This is a genomic window from Blastococcus sp. SYSU DS0617, assembly GCF_054051075.1.
Genome location: NZ_JBJHAO010000018.1, coordinates 61,493 through 76,265 on the forward strand (window position 1 = coordinate 61,493; position 14,773 = coordinate 76,265).

The window sequence follows — 14,773 nt, forward strand, 5'->3', positions numbered from 1 at the left end:
CCTTGCTTGCAGCGCTCCTGATTTAGGACACACTCGTGTTGTGGAAAGCGCCGTGGCACCCCCGCGTTCGTCGGCTCCGGCCGACGACGGGCGTACCCGCGACCGCGTCAGCGCGCTGCTCCTGGAGCACGGTCCGCAGACCGCCTCCGAGCTGGCCGGGCGGCTGGGCATCTCGCCGGCCGCCGTTCGCCGGCACCTGGACTCCCTCGTGGCTACCGGCCGCATCGAGGAGCGCGTCGCCGGGCGGGAGGGGTCTGGTGGGCACAGAGGCCGTGGCCGCCCCGCCCGCCGCTTCCACCTCACCGACGCCGGCCGCTCGGCCTTCCCGCACGCCTACGACGACCTGGCGCTGACCGCACTGCGGTACGTCGCCGCCTCCGGTGGCCCCGACGCCGTCCGCGCCGTCGCCGAGCAGCAGCTCGCCGGGCTCGAGGCCCGCGCGTCCAGCGCCGTCGAGGGCGCGGTGCGTGCCGCCGGGGGAGCGCCGGTGGACCGGGCCCAGGCCCTGGCCGCCGCGCTCACGGCCGAGGGCTACGCTGCCACGGCCTCGGCGATCTCCGGCGGGGGGCAGCTCTGCCAGCACCACTGCCCGGTGGCGCACGTGGCCGCAGAGTTCCCTCAGCTGTGCGAGGCCGAGACCGCGGTGATCGGCCGGCTCGTGGGCACCCACGTGCAGCGGCTGGCCACGATCGCCCACGGTGACGGGATCTGCACCACACACCTCCCCGGGCCACTGCGCCCGGGGAACAGAACGGCCCCTGCGCGCCCTGTACCGGGTGAGCGGGCAGCGCCCTCCGGCGCGCCCACCAGCAAGTCCAGCACCAGCCAGTCCAGCAGTTCAGCCACACCCGCCGGACCCAGCCCTGTGAACGACCGGGAGAGGACGCCCGCATGACCAGCACCCAGCAGCCGGCTACGCCGCTGACGCAGGACGAGCAGATCGAGCAGCTCGGCCGCTACGAGTACGGCTGGGCGGACGCCGACGTCGCCGGTGCCTCCGCCCGCCGCGGTGTCGACGAGGACGTCGTCCGCGACATCTCGCGCCGCAAGAACGAGCCCGAGTGGATGCTCGAGCGCCGCCTCAAGGCGCTCAAGCTCTTCGGCCGCAAGCCCATGCCCGATTGGGGCTCGGACCTCTCCGGCATCGACTTCGACAACATCAAGTACTTCGTGCGCTCCACCGAGGCGCAGGCCACGTCGTGGGAGGACCTGCCCGACGACATCAAGAACACCTACGACCGCCTGGGCATCCCGGAGGCCGAGAAGCAGCGTCTGGTCTCCGGCGTCGCGGCGCAGTACGAGTCCGAGGTCGTGTACCACCAGATCCAGAAGGAGCTCGAGGACCAGGGCGTGCTGTTCCTGGACACCGACTCGGCCCTGAAGGAGCACCCGGAGATCTTCCAGGAGTACTTCGGCTCGGTGATCCCGTCCGGCGACAACAAGTTCGCCGCGCTGAACACCGCCGTGTGGTCCGGTGGCTCGTTCATCTACGTGCCGCCCGGCGTGCACGTCGAGATCCCGCTGCAGGCCTACTTCCGGATCAACACCGAGAACATGGGCCAGTTCGAGCGCACGCTGATCATCGTCGACGAGGGCGCCTACGTGCACTACGTCGAGGGCTGCACCGCGCCGATCTACAAGAGCGACTCGCTGCACTCCGCGGTCGTCGAGATCATCGTCAAGAAGAACGCGCGCTGCCGGTACACGACCATCCAGAACTGGTCGAACAACGTCTACAACCTGGTCACCAAGCGGGCCGTGGCCCACGAGGGCGCGACCATGGAGTGGGTCGACGGCAACCTCGGCTCCAAGGTGACGATGAAGTACCCGGCGGTCTGGATGACCGGCGAGCACGCCAAGGGTGAGGTGCTCTCGATCGCCTTCGCGGGCGAGGGCCAGCACCAGGACGCCGGCGCCAAGATGGTGCACGCCGCGCCGCACACCTCCTCGACGATCGTGTCGAAGTCGGTGGCCCGTGGCGGTGGCCGCACCTCCTACCGCGGCCTGGTCCAGGTGGACGAGGGTGCCTACGGCTCGAAGTCCACGGTGAAGTGCGACGCGCTGCTGGTCGACACGATCAGCCGCTCGGACACCTACCCCTACGTCGACGTCCGCGAGGACGACGTCTCCATGGGCCACGAGGCGACCGTCTCCCGCGTCAGCGACGACCAGCTCTTCTACCTGATGAGCCGCGGTCTCTCCGAGGACGAGGCCATGGCCATGGTGGTGCGCGGGTTCGTCGAGCCGATCGCCCGCGAGCTGCCCATGGAGTACGCCCTCGAGCTCAACCGGCTCATCGAGCTGCAGATGGAAGGTGCCGTCGGCTGATGACCGACCCGAACACCGATCTCACCACCCAGCCGAGCACCCTCGCCTCGGAGCTGTTCGCTCCGGGCGTGGGTGCCCAGGCCGGTCCGCCGACGACCCCGGCGACCGACACCGGCAGCGCCGGCGACGTCCAGCCCGGTGCGCACTCGCACGGTGGCCCGACCCCGACCGGTTCGCCGGCGGAGCGGTTCACCTCCACCGACCCGGACGCCTTCGGCGTGCCGACCGGTCGCGAGGAGACGTGGCGCTTCACGCCGATGAAGCGGATCAAGCCGCTGCTCGACGGCGCCGCCTCCGACGCGCAGCTCAGCTGGACGACAGACCTCCCCGAGGGCGTCGAGCTGACCAGCGTCGAGGCCGGCGACCCGCTGCTCAAGGGGCTCCCGGAGCCGGTGGACCGGCTGGCCGCCCTCACCCGCCAGCGGGCCGGCGGCGCCACCGTCGTCCGCGTGGCCAAGGAGGCCCAGCTGGACCGGCCGGTCACCCTCGGACTGGCCGGCACCGGCGGCGACGACGTCGTCTGGGGCCAGCTCGTCGTCGAGGTCGGCGCGTTCGCCAAGGCGACCGTCGTGCTCGACCACAGCGGCCTGGCCCGGTACTCGGGCGGCGTGACCGTGCTCGTCGGCGACGGCGCGCAGGTCTCCCTCGTCTCGGTCCAGGACTGGGCTCCCGGCTCGGTGCACGGCGGCCAGTACGACGCCGTCGTCGGCCGTGACGCCACTTATCAGCAGGTCGTGGTCACCCTCGGCGGCGACCTGGTCCGCCTGGTCAGCAACGTGCAGTACGCCGGCCCCGGCGGGACCGCGGAGCTCTTCGGCGTCTACTTCTCCGACGAGACGCAGCACCAGGAGCACCGGCTCTGGGTCGACCACGCCGTCCCGAACTGCCGCAGCAACGTGCTCTACAAGGGCGCCCTGCAGGGCGAGGGGGCGCGCACGGTCTGGATCGGCGACGTCCGCATCCGCCCGTCGGCCACCGGCACGGAGACCTACGAGCTCAACCGCAACCTGGTGCTCACCGACGGCGCCCGCGCCGACTCGGTGCCCAACCTGGAGATCGAGACCGGCGAGATCGTCGGCGCCGGCCACGCCAGCGCCACGGGCCGCTTCGACGACGAGCAGCTGTTCTACCTCTGCTCGCGCGGCATCGACGCCGAGACCGCCCGCCGTCTGGTGGTGCGCGGCTTCTTCGCCGACGTCGTCCAGCGCATCGGGGTCGATGCCCTCCAGGACCGCCTGATGGGCACCATCGAGACGCGCCTGGGGGCCCTGCCGGGTCTCGAGGACCAGCCGGTCGAGGTCGCCTGACCATGGCTTTCGAACGAGTCTGCGCGCTGTCCGACGTCCCCGAGAACGGCGCCCTGCGGGTCGAGCTCGCGGACGTCGACGTCGCCGTCGTCCGCTTCGAGGGTCAGCTCTACGCCCTCGAGGACAAGTGCTCGCACGCCGACGTCCCGCTGAGCGAGGGGGACGTCGAGCTGTTCGGCGGCGCCCCGACCATCGAGTGCTTCCTGCACGGCTCGTGCTTCGACCTGCGCACGGGCGAGCCCACCAACCTGCCGGCGACCGAGCCGGTCGACGTCTACCCGGTCCGCGTGGAAGGGGAGGACGTGCTCGTCGACACCGAAGCGAACGCCGTCCAGCCTTCCGGCGCGTCCGGCAACTGAGGAGCGAGAAGAAGTGTCCGTTCTGGAGATCCGCGACCTGCACGTCACGGTCGGCGAGGGTGACGACGCCAAGGAGATCCTCCGCGGCGTCGACCTGACCGTCCGCTCGGGTGAGACCCACGCGATCATGGGCCCCAACGGGTCGGGCAAGTCGACCCTGGCCTACTCGATCGCCGGCCACCCCAAGTACACCGTCACCGGCGGCACCGTGACCCTCGACGGCGAGGACGTCCTCGCGATGAGCGTCGACGAGCGCGCCCGCGCGGGCCTGTTCCTCGCGATGCAGTACCCCGTCGAGGTCCCCGGCGTCTCGGTGTCGAACTTCCTGCGCACCGCGGCCACCGCCATCAAGGGCGAGGCGCCCAAGCTGCGCACCTGGGTCAAGGACGTCAAGAGCGAGATGGAACTGCTCGAGATGGACTCGGCCTTCGCCGAGCGCAACGTCAACGAGGGCTTCTCGGGTGGCGAGAAGAAGCGCCACGAGATCCTGCAGATGCGCCTGCTCAAGCCGGGCATCGCGATCCTCGACGAGACCGACTCCGGTCTGGACGTCGACGCGCTGCGGGTCGTCTCCGAGGGCGTGAACCGCACCCGCGAGGAGGGCGAGATCGGCGTCCTGCTGATCACGCACTACACGCGGATCCTGCGCTACATCAAGCCGGACTTCGTGCACGTCTTCGTCGCCGGCAAGGTCGTCGACGAGGGTGGGCCCGAGCTGGCCGACAAGCTGGAGAACGAGGGCTACGCCGCCTACGTCAAGGACTCCAACGAGGCCGCCGCCGCGGAGGTCGCACGCGCATGACCACGACCGTCTCGCGTCCCGGCCCGGGGGCGCTGAAGCCGCTTCCCCTGGACGTCGAGGCGATCCGGGCGGACTTCCCGATCCTGTCGCGCACCGTCCGGGACGGGAAGCGGCTGGTCTACCTGGACTCCGGGGCCACGTCGCAGAAGCCGCGCTCGGTGCTCGACGCCGAGCGGTGGTTCTACGAGAACGTCAACGCCGCTCCGCACCGAGGCGCCCACGCGCTCGCCGAGGAGGCGACGGGGGCCTACGAGGCCGCCCGCGCCACCATCGGCGGGTTCATCGGCGCCCCGGACCGGGAGATCGTCTTCACCCGCAACACCACCGAGGCGATCAACCTGGTGGCCTACGCCCTCTCCAACGCCGCGACGGCGAAGGAGGAGGAGTTCCGCACCTACGCCGTCGGCCAGGGTGACGAGATCGTGGTCACCGAGATGGAGCACCACGCCAACCTGGTGCCCTGGCAGCAGCTGTGCGAGCGCACCGGGGCCACCCTGCGCTGGCTGGGGCTGACCGACGACGGCCGGCTGGACCTGTCCGACCTGACGTCGGTGGTCAACGAGCGCACGAAGCTCGTCGCGGTCACCCAGCAGTCGAACATCCTCGGCACGATCAACCCGCTGGGCGAGATCATCACCCGGGCGCACGAGGTCGGTGCCCTGGTGCTGGTCGACGGTGCCCAGTCGGTGCCGCACCAGGCCGTCGACGTCGCCGAGCTGGGCGCGGACTTCCTGGTGTTCTCCGGGCACAAGATGCTGGGGCCCACGGGCGTCGGCGTGCTCTGGGGTCGGTACGAGGTGCTCGACAAGCTGCCGCCGTTCCTGACCGGTGGCTCGATGATCGAGGTCGTGCGGATGGAGGCCTCCACCTTCGCCGCGCCGCCGCAGCGCTTCGAGGCCGGCGTCCCGATGACCGCGCAGGTGATCGGTCTCGCGGCCGCCGTGGAGTACCTGCAGGCCCTCGGCATGGACCGCGTCGAGGAGCACGAGAAGGCGCTCACCGGCTACGCGCTGGAGAAGCTCGCCGAGATCCCCGGCGTGACCGTGATCGGCCCGCCGGACACCGTCGCCCGTGGGGGAGCCATCTCCTTCACCGTCGAGGGCATCCACCCGCACGACGTCGGCCAGGTGCTCGACGACCACGGCATCGCCGTGCGCGTGGGGCACCACTGCGCCTGGCCGGTCGTGCGGCGCTACGGCGTCCCGGCCACGACGCGGGCGACGTTCTACGTGCACACCGGCTACGACGACATCGATGCCCTGGCGGACGGAATTCGTGCGGTCCAGAAGTTCTTCGGAACTGTGTGAGGTCCGCGCACATGAAGATGGCCATCTGATGCAGCTCGAGTCGATGTACCAGGAGATCATCCTGGACCACTACAAGAACCCGCACGGGCGAGGTCTGCGCGAGCCGTTCCAGGCCGAGGTGCACCACGTCAACCCGACCTGCGGCGACGAGGTGACGCTGCGGCTGAACCTCGAGGACGAGACCGTCGCCGACGTCTCCTACGAGGGCATGGGCTGCTCGATCAGCCAGGCGTCGATCTCGGCGATGTACGACCTCGTCGTCGGCAAGAACGTGCACGAGGCCCTCGCCACCGGTGAGGACTTCATGACGCTGATGCAGGCCAAGGGCGACCCGGCCGTGGCCGAGAAGCTCGAGGACAGCCTGGAGGACGCCGTCGCGTTCGCCGGCGTCTCGAAGTACCCGGCCCGCATCAAGTGCGCCCTGATGAGCTGGATGGCGTTGAAGGACGCCTCCGCGCGGGCACTGTCGTCCACCACCGCGGCGCCAGCCACCCTCCCCGCCACCCCGACCGGAGGAACCCCATGAGCGAGAGCAGCACCGAGAACGCCACCCCCGCCACCGACGGCGGGCCGGGCGACATGCCGGTCGGCAAGACCGCGCTGCTGGAGGACCTCGAGGAGGCCATGCGCGACGTGGTCGACCCCGAGCTGGGCGTGAACGTCGTCGACCTGGGGCTGGTCTACGGCCTGGACGTCGACGACAGCAACGCCGACTCCAGCGTTGCCATCATCGACATGACGCTGACCTCGGCGGCCTGCCCGCTCACCGACGTCATCGAGGACCAGGCCCGCCAGGCGCTGACCGGCGGCCCCGGACCCGGCCTCGTGGACGACATCCGGATCAACTGGGTCTGGATGCCGCCGTGGGGCCCGGACAAGATCACCGACGACGGTCGCGAGCAGCTCCGCGCGCTCGGCTTCCGCGTCTAGCAGGCCTCGCACCGCCACTTCTGGGGTGTTCTTCCCGCTGCTCCGGTCCTGCAGGACCCGAGGAGCGCGAGGAACACCCCAGAAGCATGTCGGGGGTCAGCGGGCCCGGGCGTAGGTCACCGCCGCGGCGGCCGGTTCACCGGAGCTCCGCCAGGCTCACGCCGAAGCCCGCAACGGGTCGCCGCTCCCGCCGCGCACCGACCGCCAGGAGGACGGCTCCCACGACCAGCGCCGTCCCGACCGGCCAGGGCAGCGTCTGCGCCGCCAGCCCGACGGCCACCGCGAGCGCCGACCCGGCGCCGACCGCCAGCGGCGCCCGCAACCCGCGGCGCCCGCCGGCCACGAGCAGCCCAGCTGCCGCCAGCAGCACGGTGACCGTCCGCGGGCCGTCCGACGCGACGACCGCGAGGACGGTCGAGGGCACCGCGGCCACCAGCAGACCGGGCCCCCACGCCGCCCAGGTGCTGCCGCGGAGAAGCCCGGGGCCGGACGCGAGCAGCAGGCCGAGCGCCGCCGGCAGGGAGTACGCCTCGATCGCGCCGCCGTCGGCCGCCGCCGCCAGCACCCAGGCCGCTCCGACGAGCTGGGCGGCGCCCACCCGCCAGGCGCCGCGGGACAGCTCGGCGTCGCCGGCCCTGCGCTGCGAACGCCAGGTGAGCCCCGCCCAGGCGAGCGTGCACAGCCCCTGGGCGGCGAGGACGGCCGCCAGCACGAGCGGCCGGTCCCGCGGCAGGAGCAGCAGGACGGCGGCGACCGCGCATCCCCCGGCCGCGACGGCGGTCGCGCGCCGGGAGGAGGTGTCCAGCCCGGCGCCGGCAGCCATCGCGCCGGCGTAGACGGCGGTCAGCGCGATCGCCGCGGAGGTCGGCGACAGCACCCCGTCGGGCACGGCGAGCAGCACCGCGCCGGCCAGGCAGCCGACCGTGACGGGCACGGACAGCGGCCGGTCCTCGGGCCGTCGCACGGCCACCCACACCGTCGGGACGGCGGTCAGGAGCAGGAGCAGCGAGAGCGCCGTCCACTGCCGGTCGGCGAGCAACCGGCCGATGCTCACCGCGGTCATGACCACGCCGGCCGCGAGCGCGAGCGGCAGGAACAGCCCCCGCCGCCAGCCGGTCAGGGAGGCCGCCGCCAGGGTGGCCAGCAGGACACCGGCGTACCCGGTGAGCGTGACCGCCGCCGTGCCGAGGACGGAACACGCACCGGCGACGGCGGTACCGGCGACGACGCCGGCCAGCACCGGAGCCGCTCGGGGCGGGCCGGTCAGGGGCTCGAGCACCTGCCGCAGCCGGGTCAGCACCAGGCCCAGACCGGCGCCGACCACGAGGGCGGCCGAGAGGTACCGCTCGACCGCCGGACCGGTCCAGGCGGTCGCGATCCCGCTCGCGACCCCGGCCACCCACCACGGTGCGGTGGTCAGCAGCGCGATGCGGCCGACCCCGCGCCGTCCGAACAGCGCCACCCCGAGTCCGACCAGAGCGACGCCGAGGAAGAGGTGCGTGCGCAGCCCGGCCGGCACGCCTTCCAGCCCCCGCAGGACGGCGAGCTGGGCGGCGATCCAGGACGCCAGCGGCCAGGTCGCGGTGGTCGGGGCGATCCGGTGCAGCACGAGGAAGCCGACGGCGAGCGCCGCCGTCGCGCCGGCGCCGGCCAGTGCGTCCCCGCCGACGCCGCTGGCGCTGACGGCGAGCCCGGTGGCGCTGGCGGCCAGCACCTCCTCGGAGCTCCGCAGCCGGGCCCGTGCGGCCCGGAGCGCGAAGCCGGCCGTGACGGCAGCCAGGGCGAGCAGCAGCGTGCGGGCAGGGGCGCCGCCGTACGCCGAGGCCACCACGGCCCCGGCGCTGACCAGCAGGACCGCACCCACGCCGAGCAGGACCTGCGGCGGGCGGGCGCGATACGGCAGGGGAGGAAGCGGTGCCGTGGCGACCGGTTGCTGCATGACCGCCTCCTTCCCGTCCCCCGAGGCGTCCCCACCGTAGGGCGGGGCGTCGCCAGTGGCACCCGGTCGCAGCCGGCGCAGCCGCTGTCAACTACGGGGTAGTTGGCGCTGCGGCGCCGCCCACAGCGCCAACTACCCCGTAGTTGCGGTGAGCTACGGCATGCGCGACCGTGCCGGGGCGCTGGTTCCCGGAACACGCCCGGGTGGGGGTGCCGCCGATGTCACCCCGGAAACGTGGGGGCTATCGCACTCCGAGCGCCTACCCTGGGTTCAGTGATCACGACGACCGGCCTCGAGCTCCGCGCCGGCGCCCGCATCCTCATCAGCGAAGCCAACCTGCGCGTGCAGCCGGGTGACCGCATCGGCCTGGTCGGGCGCAACGGCGCCGGCAAGACCACCACCCTCACCACGCTCGCCGGTGAGCGCGTCCCGCACGCCGGCACGGTGGAGATCAGCGGCGAGCTCGGCTACCTCCCGCAGGACCCGCGCAGCGGCGACCTCGACATCACCGCCAGCGACCGCGTCCTGTCCGGTCGGGGCCTCGACGTGATCCGCAACCAGCTGGTCAAGGCCCAGATCGCGATGGCGGAGCCGGCAGACGACGCGGAGCAGGACAAGGCCGTGCGCCGCTACGGCAACCTCGAGGACCAGTTCGCCGCCCTCGGCGGGTACGCCGCGGAGAGCGACGCCGCCCGGATCTGCACCAACCTCGGCCTGCCCGACCGGGTGCTGTCCCAGCCGCTGCGCACCCTCTCCGGTGGCCAGCGTCGCCGCGTGGAACTGGCCCGCATCCTGTTCTCCGACGCGGAGACGCTGCTGCTCGACGAGCCCACCAACCACCTGGACGCCGACTCGATCACCTGGCTGCGCGGCTTCCTGACCAGCCACCGCGGCGGGCTCATCGTCATCAGCCACGACGTCGAGCTGCTCGAGGCCGTCGTCAACAAGGTGTGGCACCTCGACGCCAACCGGGCCACCGTCGACATCTACAACCTCGGCTGGAAGCGCTACCTCGACCAGCGCGAGACCGACGAGCGCCGCCGCAAGCAGGAGCGCGCCAACACCGAGCGCAAGATCGACACGCTCAACGCCCAGGCGGACAAGATGCGCGCCAAGGCCACCAAGGCGAAGGCCGCCAAGAGCATGGACAAGCGCGCCGAGCGGCTGGCCGCGGGCCTGGCCGACGTCCGCGTGGCCGACAAGGTCGCCAAGCTGCGCTTCCCGACGCCCGCGGCATGCGGCAAGACACCGCTGTTCGCCGAGGGATTGAGCAAGAGCTACGGCTCGCTGGAGATCTTCACCGACGTCGACCTCGCCGTGGACCGGGGGACGCGGGTCGTCGTCCTCGGGCTCAACGGCGCCGGGAAGACGACGCTGCTGCGGATGCTGGCCGGCACCGAGATGCCCGACACCGGCGAGGTCAAGGCCGGGCACGGGCTGCGGGTGGGCTACTACGCCCAGGAGCACGAGACGATCGACATGGACCGTTCCCTGCTGGAGGTCATGCGGTCGTCGGCGCCGGACAGCACCGACACCGAGCTGCGGCGCATCCTCGGCGCGTTCCTCTTCACCGGCGAGACCGTCGACCAGCGCGCCGGCACCCTCTCTGGCGGCGAGCGGACCCGCCTGGCCATGGCCACCCTGGTCGTCTCCGGCGCCAACGTGCTGCTGCTCGACGAGCCGACGAACAACCTGGACCCGGCCAGCCGGGAGCAGGTGCTCGAGGCGCTGCGCACCTACGCCGGTGCGATCGTGCTGGTCACCCACGACGAAGGCGCTGTCCGGGCCCTGAACCCGGACAAGGTGATCCTGCTGCCCGACGGCACGGAGGACACCTGGAGCGAGGACTTCGCCGACCTGGTCGAGCTCGCCTAGCGAGGACATCGCGGTCCTCCGGACCGCACCGTGGCCAGGAGCCGTCCCCTGCGCCGCTGAGCCGCTTCCCGTGTCCCGGTCGAGAGACCCTCCGGGCCCCCGCGACCGGTCCACCACTTCACGTGGCCCATGCGAGGCGACTGGGTGATCATGGGATGCCAGGGGCCGTGGTCAGCGGGACGGCGGCGCCACACGACAGCCACCAACCGAGCACGTTCGCGTCGAGGCGACGCGAACGGCTGGGCGGCTGACACGGAGGGGAGCCATGGCCGACTCGAGCACTGCCGACCTGGGCAAGGGCAAGCGGATCACCGGCGGCGACCGGAGCACGCTCGCCGACGAACTGCGCAAGCGCTACGACGAGGGCGAGAGCATCCGCTCGCTGGCGGAGTCGACCAAGCGCTCCTACGGCTTCGTCCACCGGCTGCTCTCCGAGTCCGGGGCGACCCTGCGCAGCCGCGGCGGGGCCAACCGGAACAGCAGCAAGAAGGCGTGAACCCGGCCGACGCCCCCGACGGTTTCGTCCGCGCCAGCCAGGACGGCGCCGTCCTCACCGTCACCCTCGACCGGCCCGAGCAGCTCAACGCGCAGACACCGGCGACGTGGTCGGCGCTGGCCGCGGTCGGTGCGGCGCTGGACGACAGCGTGCGCGTCGTCGTCCTGCGCGGCGAGGGGCGGTCGTTCTCCGCCGGCCTGGACCGCAGCATGTTCAGCCCGGAGCCGGGGACGGCGGGCGGCCTCGGCGACCTCGGACGACGGCCGTCCGGGGAGGCCGAGGAGCAGATCCGCGAGTACCAGGCGGGCTTCCGCTGGCTCCGGAAGCCCGGCATCGTCTCGGTCGCCGCCGTCCAGGGGCACGCCATCGGCGCCGGCTGCCAGCTGGCGCTGGCCTGCGATCTGCGGGTGCTCGCCGAGGACGCGCAGCTCCGGCTGCCCGAGCCGACCCTGGGCCTGGTGCCTGACCTGACCGGCACCAGCACCCTCGTCGAGTTGGTCGGCTACTCGCGGGCCATGGAGATCTGCCTGACCGGTCGTCCTGTCGGTGCCGCAGAGGCGCTCGCCATGGGGCTGGCCAACGTCGTCGTCCCCCGCGAGCAGCTGGACGACGCCGTCGGGCAGCTGACCGCGGCGCTCCTGGCCCCGCCGGCGGGAGCCAGCCGCGCGACCGCCGCCCTGGTGCGCTCGGCCGTGCGCAACGATCCCGAGACCCAGGACGCCGCCGAGCGGTCGGCGCAGGTGCTGCGACTGCAGGAGCTCGCCGGCGGACGCTGACTGTCAGCAGCACCCGGCAGGATCAGCCGGACCCGCCCGCGCGGAACAGCGTCCGGCCGGCCGGTGTTGGCGCGAGGGCCGGTATCCGGATCGGCGCGCCAGAGGAGGCAGGTCCATGAACCCGAACATGACCTCCATGGCGGCGATGCGGTCGTTCCGCCGGGACCCGTCGGTGGTCGGACGCAAGCTGCCACCGGGCACGGTCCGCCGGATCCTCGGCGTCGCCCAGCCCTACCGGCGTGACCTCGGGTTCTTCCTGGCCCTGGTGGTCGGCTCCTCGCTGATCGGCGTCATCACGCCGCTGCTCGCGGGCAACATCGTCAACCGCATCGCCTCGCTCGAGGGGACCTCCGGCGACATCGTCCGGATCGCGCTGTTCATCGCGGCGCTCGCCGTCGTCGACGCCGCCATCTCGCTGGGCACCCGCTGGTACTCCGCGCGCATCGGCGAGGGCGTCATCTACGACCTGCGCAGCAAGGTCTTCGCGCACGTGCAGCGCATGCCGGTCGCGTTCTTCACCCGCACGCAGACCGGGGCACTGGTCAGCCGGCTGAACAACGACGTCGTCGGCGCCCAGCAGGCCTTCACCTCGACGCTGTCGGGCGTCGTCTCCAACGTCATCGGCCTGGTGCTCACCGCGGGCGTGATGCTCACGCTGTCCTGGCAGATCACGCTGCTGTCGCTGGTGCTGGTGCCGCTGTTCGTGCTGCCCGCCCGGCGCATCGGCGCGCGGCTGCAGGACATCACCCGGGAGTCCTACGAGCTCAACGCGTCGATGAACGCGACGATGACCGAGCGGTTCAACGTCGCCGGCGCGCTGCTGGTCAAGCTGTTCGGCCGGCCCGAGGCGGAGGAGCGGTCCTTCAGCGGCCGCGCGGCCCGGGTGCGGGACATCGGCGTGCTGTCGGCCATGTACGGCCGCTTCTTCTTCACCGCCCTGACGCTCGTGGCGGCGCTGGCGACCGCGCTCGTCTACGGGCTGGGCGGGTACCTGGCATTCACCGGCTCGCTCAGCCCCGGCGACGTCGTCGCGCTGGCCCTGCTGCTGTCCCGGCTCTACGGCCCGCTGACCGCCCTGGCCAACGTCCGGGTCGACGTGATGAGCGCGATGGTCAGCTTCGACCGGGTCTTCGAGGTGCTCGACCTGCCCCCGATGATCCGCGAGGCCGACGACGCCGTCCCGGTGCCGGCGGACGACCGGTCGGTCGAGTTCGACTCCGTGTCCTTCAGCTACCCGGCCGCCGAGGACGTGTCGTTGCCGTCACTGGAAGAAGTGTCGCTGCCCGAGCACGGCGGTCCGGTCGACGTGCTGCACGACGTCTCCTTCCGGGTGGAGCCCGGCGCACTGGTCGCGCTCGTGGGGCACTCCGGCGCGGGCAAGTCGACCATCGCCGCCCTCGTGTCACGGCTCTACGACGTCACCGGTGGTGCCGTGCGGGTCGGGGGCGTCGACGTCCGGCAGGCGACGCTCGAGTCGCTGCGCGGGGCCATCGGGGTGGTCAGCCAGGACGCGCACCTGTTCCACGACACGATGCGCAACAACCTGCTCTACGCCCGCCCCGAGGCCACCGAGGAGCAGTTGTGGGCGGCGCTGGAGGGCGCGCACATCGCCGACCTCGTGCGGATGCTGCCCGACGGCCTGGACACGGTCGTCGGCGACCGCGGGCACCGGCTCTCCGGTGGTGAGAAGCAGCGGCTGGCGATCGCCCGGGTGCTGCTCAAGGCGCCGGGCATCGTGATCCTGGACGAGGCGACCGCGCACCTGGACAGCGAGTCCGAGGCCGCCGTCCAGCGGGCGCTGGACGCCGCCCTGACCGGTCGCACGTCCCTCGTCATCGCGCACCGGCTGTCGACCGTGCGCAGCGCCGACCAGATCCTGGTGGTCGACGGCGGTCGCATAGTGGAGTCGGGCACGCACACGGAGTTGCTGGCGCTCGGTGGGCGGTATGCCGACCTGCACCGCACCCAGTTCGCCGACGGCGAGGCCCGGACGGTCGGCGCGGCCTGACCACTACCGTCACTCCTGTGACATCCGCGCATCCGTCCGACGCCCAGATCCGTTCGCTCTACGCCGCCTACCTCGACGGCTGGAACCGGCGCAGCGGCGCAGCGGTGGCGGCCTGCTTCGCCGACGACGGCGACATCGTCGGCTACGACGGGACCCACCACCACGGCCGGCTGTCCATCGCCGCCGACCTCCGGCAGATCTTCGGCAGCCACCAGACCGCCTCCTACGTCGCGGTCATCCGCTCGGTCCGCGCGGCCGCGCCGGGTGTGGCGGTGCTCCTCGCGCACGCCGGGATGATCCCGCCGGGGGGCAACGACGTGGAGCCCCAGTTCCACACCGTGCACACTGTCGTCGCGGTCGAGGAGGGGGCGGGCCGCTGGCGGATCCAGCTCCTGCAGGCGACGCCGGCCGCGTGGCACCAGCACCCGGAGGCGCGCGACGCCCTGACCGAGGAGCTGCGCGGCCTGCTGGCGCCACAGTGAGCGGACAGGGCGTGAGCATCGCAGCGAGGAGCGGAGCGCCCCGCGGGAGCGAACAGGGAAGCGCAGTGAGCACCGACCCTGGGGGGGGGGGGGGGGGGGGGGGGGGGGGGGGGGGGGGGGGGGGGGGGGGGGGGGGGGGGGGGGGGGGGGGGGGGGGGGGGGGG

At 72.6% G+C, this 14,773-nt stretch carries 14 protein-coding genes; 13 read left to right on the forward strand and 1 reads right to left on the reverse strand.

Annotation, left to right across the window (positions count from 1 at the left end):
- The first annotated feature begins 40 nt into the window (after nucleotides 1-40).
- The 8 genes from ACI793_RS17080 to ACI793_RS17115 are packed head-to-tail and all read left to right on the forward strand — an operon-like array spanning nucleotide 41 to nucleotide 7,033.
- A complete protein-coding gene (locus ACI793_RS17080) occupies nucleotides 41-895 on the forward strand; it encodes a helix-turn-helix transcriptional regulator (protein WP_456607572.1) in 855 nt (284 codons plus the stop codon).
- Complete coding sequence (gene sufB, locus ACI793_RS17085; protein ID WP_456607573.1) at nucleotides 892-2,328, forward strand: Fe-S cluster assembly protein SufB; 1,437 nt, start codon at nucleotides 892-894, stop codon at nucleotides 2,326-2,328. Before ACI793_RS17080 ends, sufB begins: the two co-directional genes overlap by 4 nt.
- Nucleotides 2,328-3,635 (forward strand): Fe-S cluster assembly protein SufD, encoded by a 1,308-nt coding sequence (sufD, locus tag ACI793_RS17090; RefSeq protein WP_456607574.1) that lies wholly within the window; start codon nucleotides 2,328-2,330, stop codon nucleotides 3,633-3,635. Before sufB ends, sufD begins: the two co-directional genes overlap by 1 nt.
- A 2-nt stretch (nucleotides 3,636-3,637) precedes the next feature.
- Nucleotides 3,638-3,994 carry a Rieske (2Fe-2S) protein gene (locus ACI793_RS17095; protein ID WP_456607575.1) on the forward strand — a complete coding sequence of 119 codons (357 nt, stop codon included), beginning with the start codon at nucleotides 3,638-3,640 and terminating at the stop codon, nucleotides 3,992-3,994.
- 13 nt (nucleotides 3,995-4,007) lie between these two features.
- Nucleotides 4,008-4,796 (forward strand): Fe-S cluster assembly ATPase SufC, encoded by a 789-nt coding sequence (sufC, locus tag ACI793_RS17100; RefSeq protein WP_456607576.1) that lies wholly within the window; start codon nucleotides 4,008-4,010, stop codon nucleotides 4,794-4,796.
- Nucleotides 4,793-6,103 (forward strand): cysteine desulfurase, encoded by a 1,311-nt coding sequence (locus ACI793_RS17105; RefSeq protein ID WP_456607577.1) that lies wholly within the window; start codon nucleotides 4,793-4,795, stop codon nucleotides 6,101-6,103. The genes sufC and ACI793_RS17105 overlap by 4 nt, the downstream gene beginning before the upstream one ends.
- A 28-nt stretch (nucleotides 6,104-6,131) precedes the next feature.
- Nucleotides 6,132-6,629: a Fe-S cluster assembly sulfur transfer protein SufU gene (gene sufU, locus ACI793_RS17110; RefSeq protein ID WP_456607578.1), complete on the forward strand. Its 498-nt coding sequence runs from the start codon at nucleotides 6,132-6,134 to the stop codon at nucleotides 6,627-6,629.
- The gene (locus ACI793_RS17115) at nucleotides 6,626-7,033 is read left to right on the forward strand and encodes a metal-sulfur cluster assembly factor (RefSeq protein WP_456607579.1); all 408 of its coding nucleotides are present in this window, start codon (nucleotides 6,626-6,628) and stop codon (nucleotides 7,031-7,033) included. The genes sufU and ACI793_RS17115 overlap by 4 nt, the downstream gene beginning before the upstream one ends.
- Before the next feature lie 136 nt (nucleotides 7,034-7,169).
- On the opposite strand, the gene ACI793_RS17120 is transcribed toward ACI793_RS17115, so the two are convergent.
- A complete protein-coding gene (locus tag ACI793_RS17120) occupies nucleotides 7,170-8,972 on the reverse strand; it encodes an SCO7613 C-terminal domain-containing membrane protein (RefSeq protein ID WP_456607580.1) in 1,803 nt (600 codons plus the stop codon).
- A gap of 273 nt (nucleotides 8,973-9,245) precedes the next feature.
- Here ACI793_RS17120 and ACI793_RS17125 point away from each other — a divergent pair, with 273 nt between their 5' ends.
- The 5 genes from ACI793_RS17125 to ACI793_RS17145 all read left to right on the forward strand — a co-directional run bounded on the left by ACI793_RS17125 (nucleotide 9,246) and on the right by ACI793_RS17145 (nucleotide 14,609).
- A complete protein-coding gene (locus ACI793_RS17125) occupies nucleotides 9,246-10,847 on the forward strand; it encodes an ABC-F family ATP-binding cassette domain-containing protein (protein WP_456607581.1) in 1,602 nt (533 codons plus the stop codon).
- A 265-nt stretch (nucleotides 10,848-11,112) separates the two neighbouring features.
- Complete coding sequence (locus ACI793_RS17130; RefSeq protein ID WP_311346587.1) at nucleotides 11,113-11,343, forward strand: helix-turn-helix domain-containing protein; 231 nt, start codon at nucleotides 11,113-11,115, stop codon at nucleotides 11,341-11,343.
- Complete coding sequence (locus ACI793_RS17135) at nucleotides 11,340-12,119, forward strand: enoyl-CoA hydratase/isomerase family protein (protein ID WP_456607582.1); 780 nt, start codon at nucleotides 11,340-11,342, stop codon at nucleotides 12,117-12,119. Before ACI793_RS17130 ends, ACI793_RS17135 begins: the two co-directional genes overlap by 4 nt.
- A 115-nt stretch (nucleotides 12,120-12,234) precedes the next feature.
- Nucleotides 12,235-14,127, forward strand: a complete 1,893-nt coding sequence (locus ACI793_RS17140; RefSeq protein ID WP_456607583.1) for an ABC transporter ATP-binding protein — start codon at nucleotides 12,235-12,237, stop codon at nucleotides 14,125-14,127.
- Nucleotides 14,128-14,144: 17 nt separating this feature from the next.
- Nucleotides 14,145-14,609: an SgcJ/EcaC family oxidoreductase gene (locus ACI793_RS17145; protein WP_456607584.1), complete on the forward strand. Its 465-nt coding sequence runs from the start codon at nucleotides 14,145-14,147 to the stop codon at nucleotides 14,607-14,609.
- The last annotated feature ends 164 nt before the right edge of the window (nucleotides 14,610-14,773 follow it).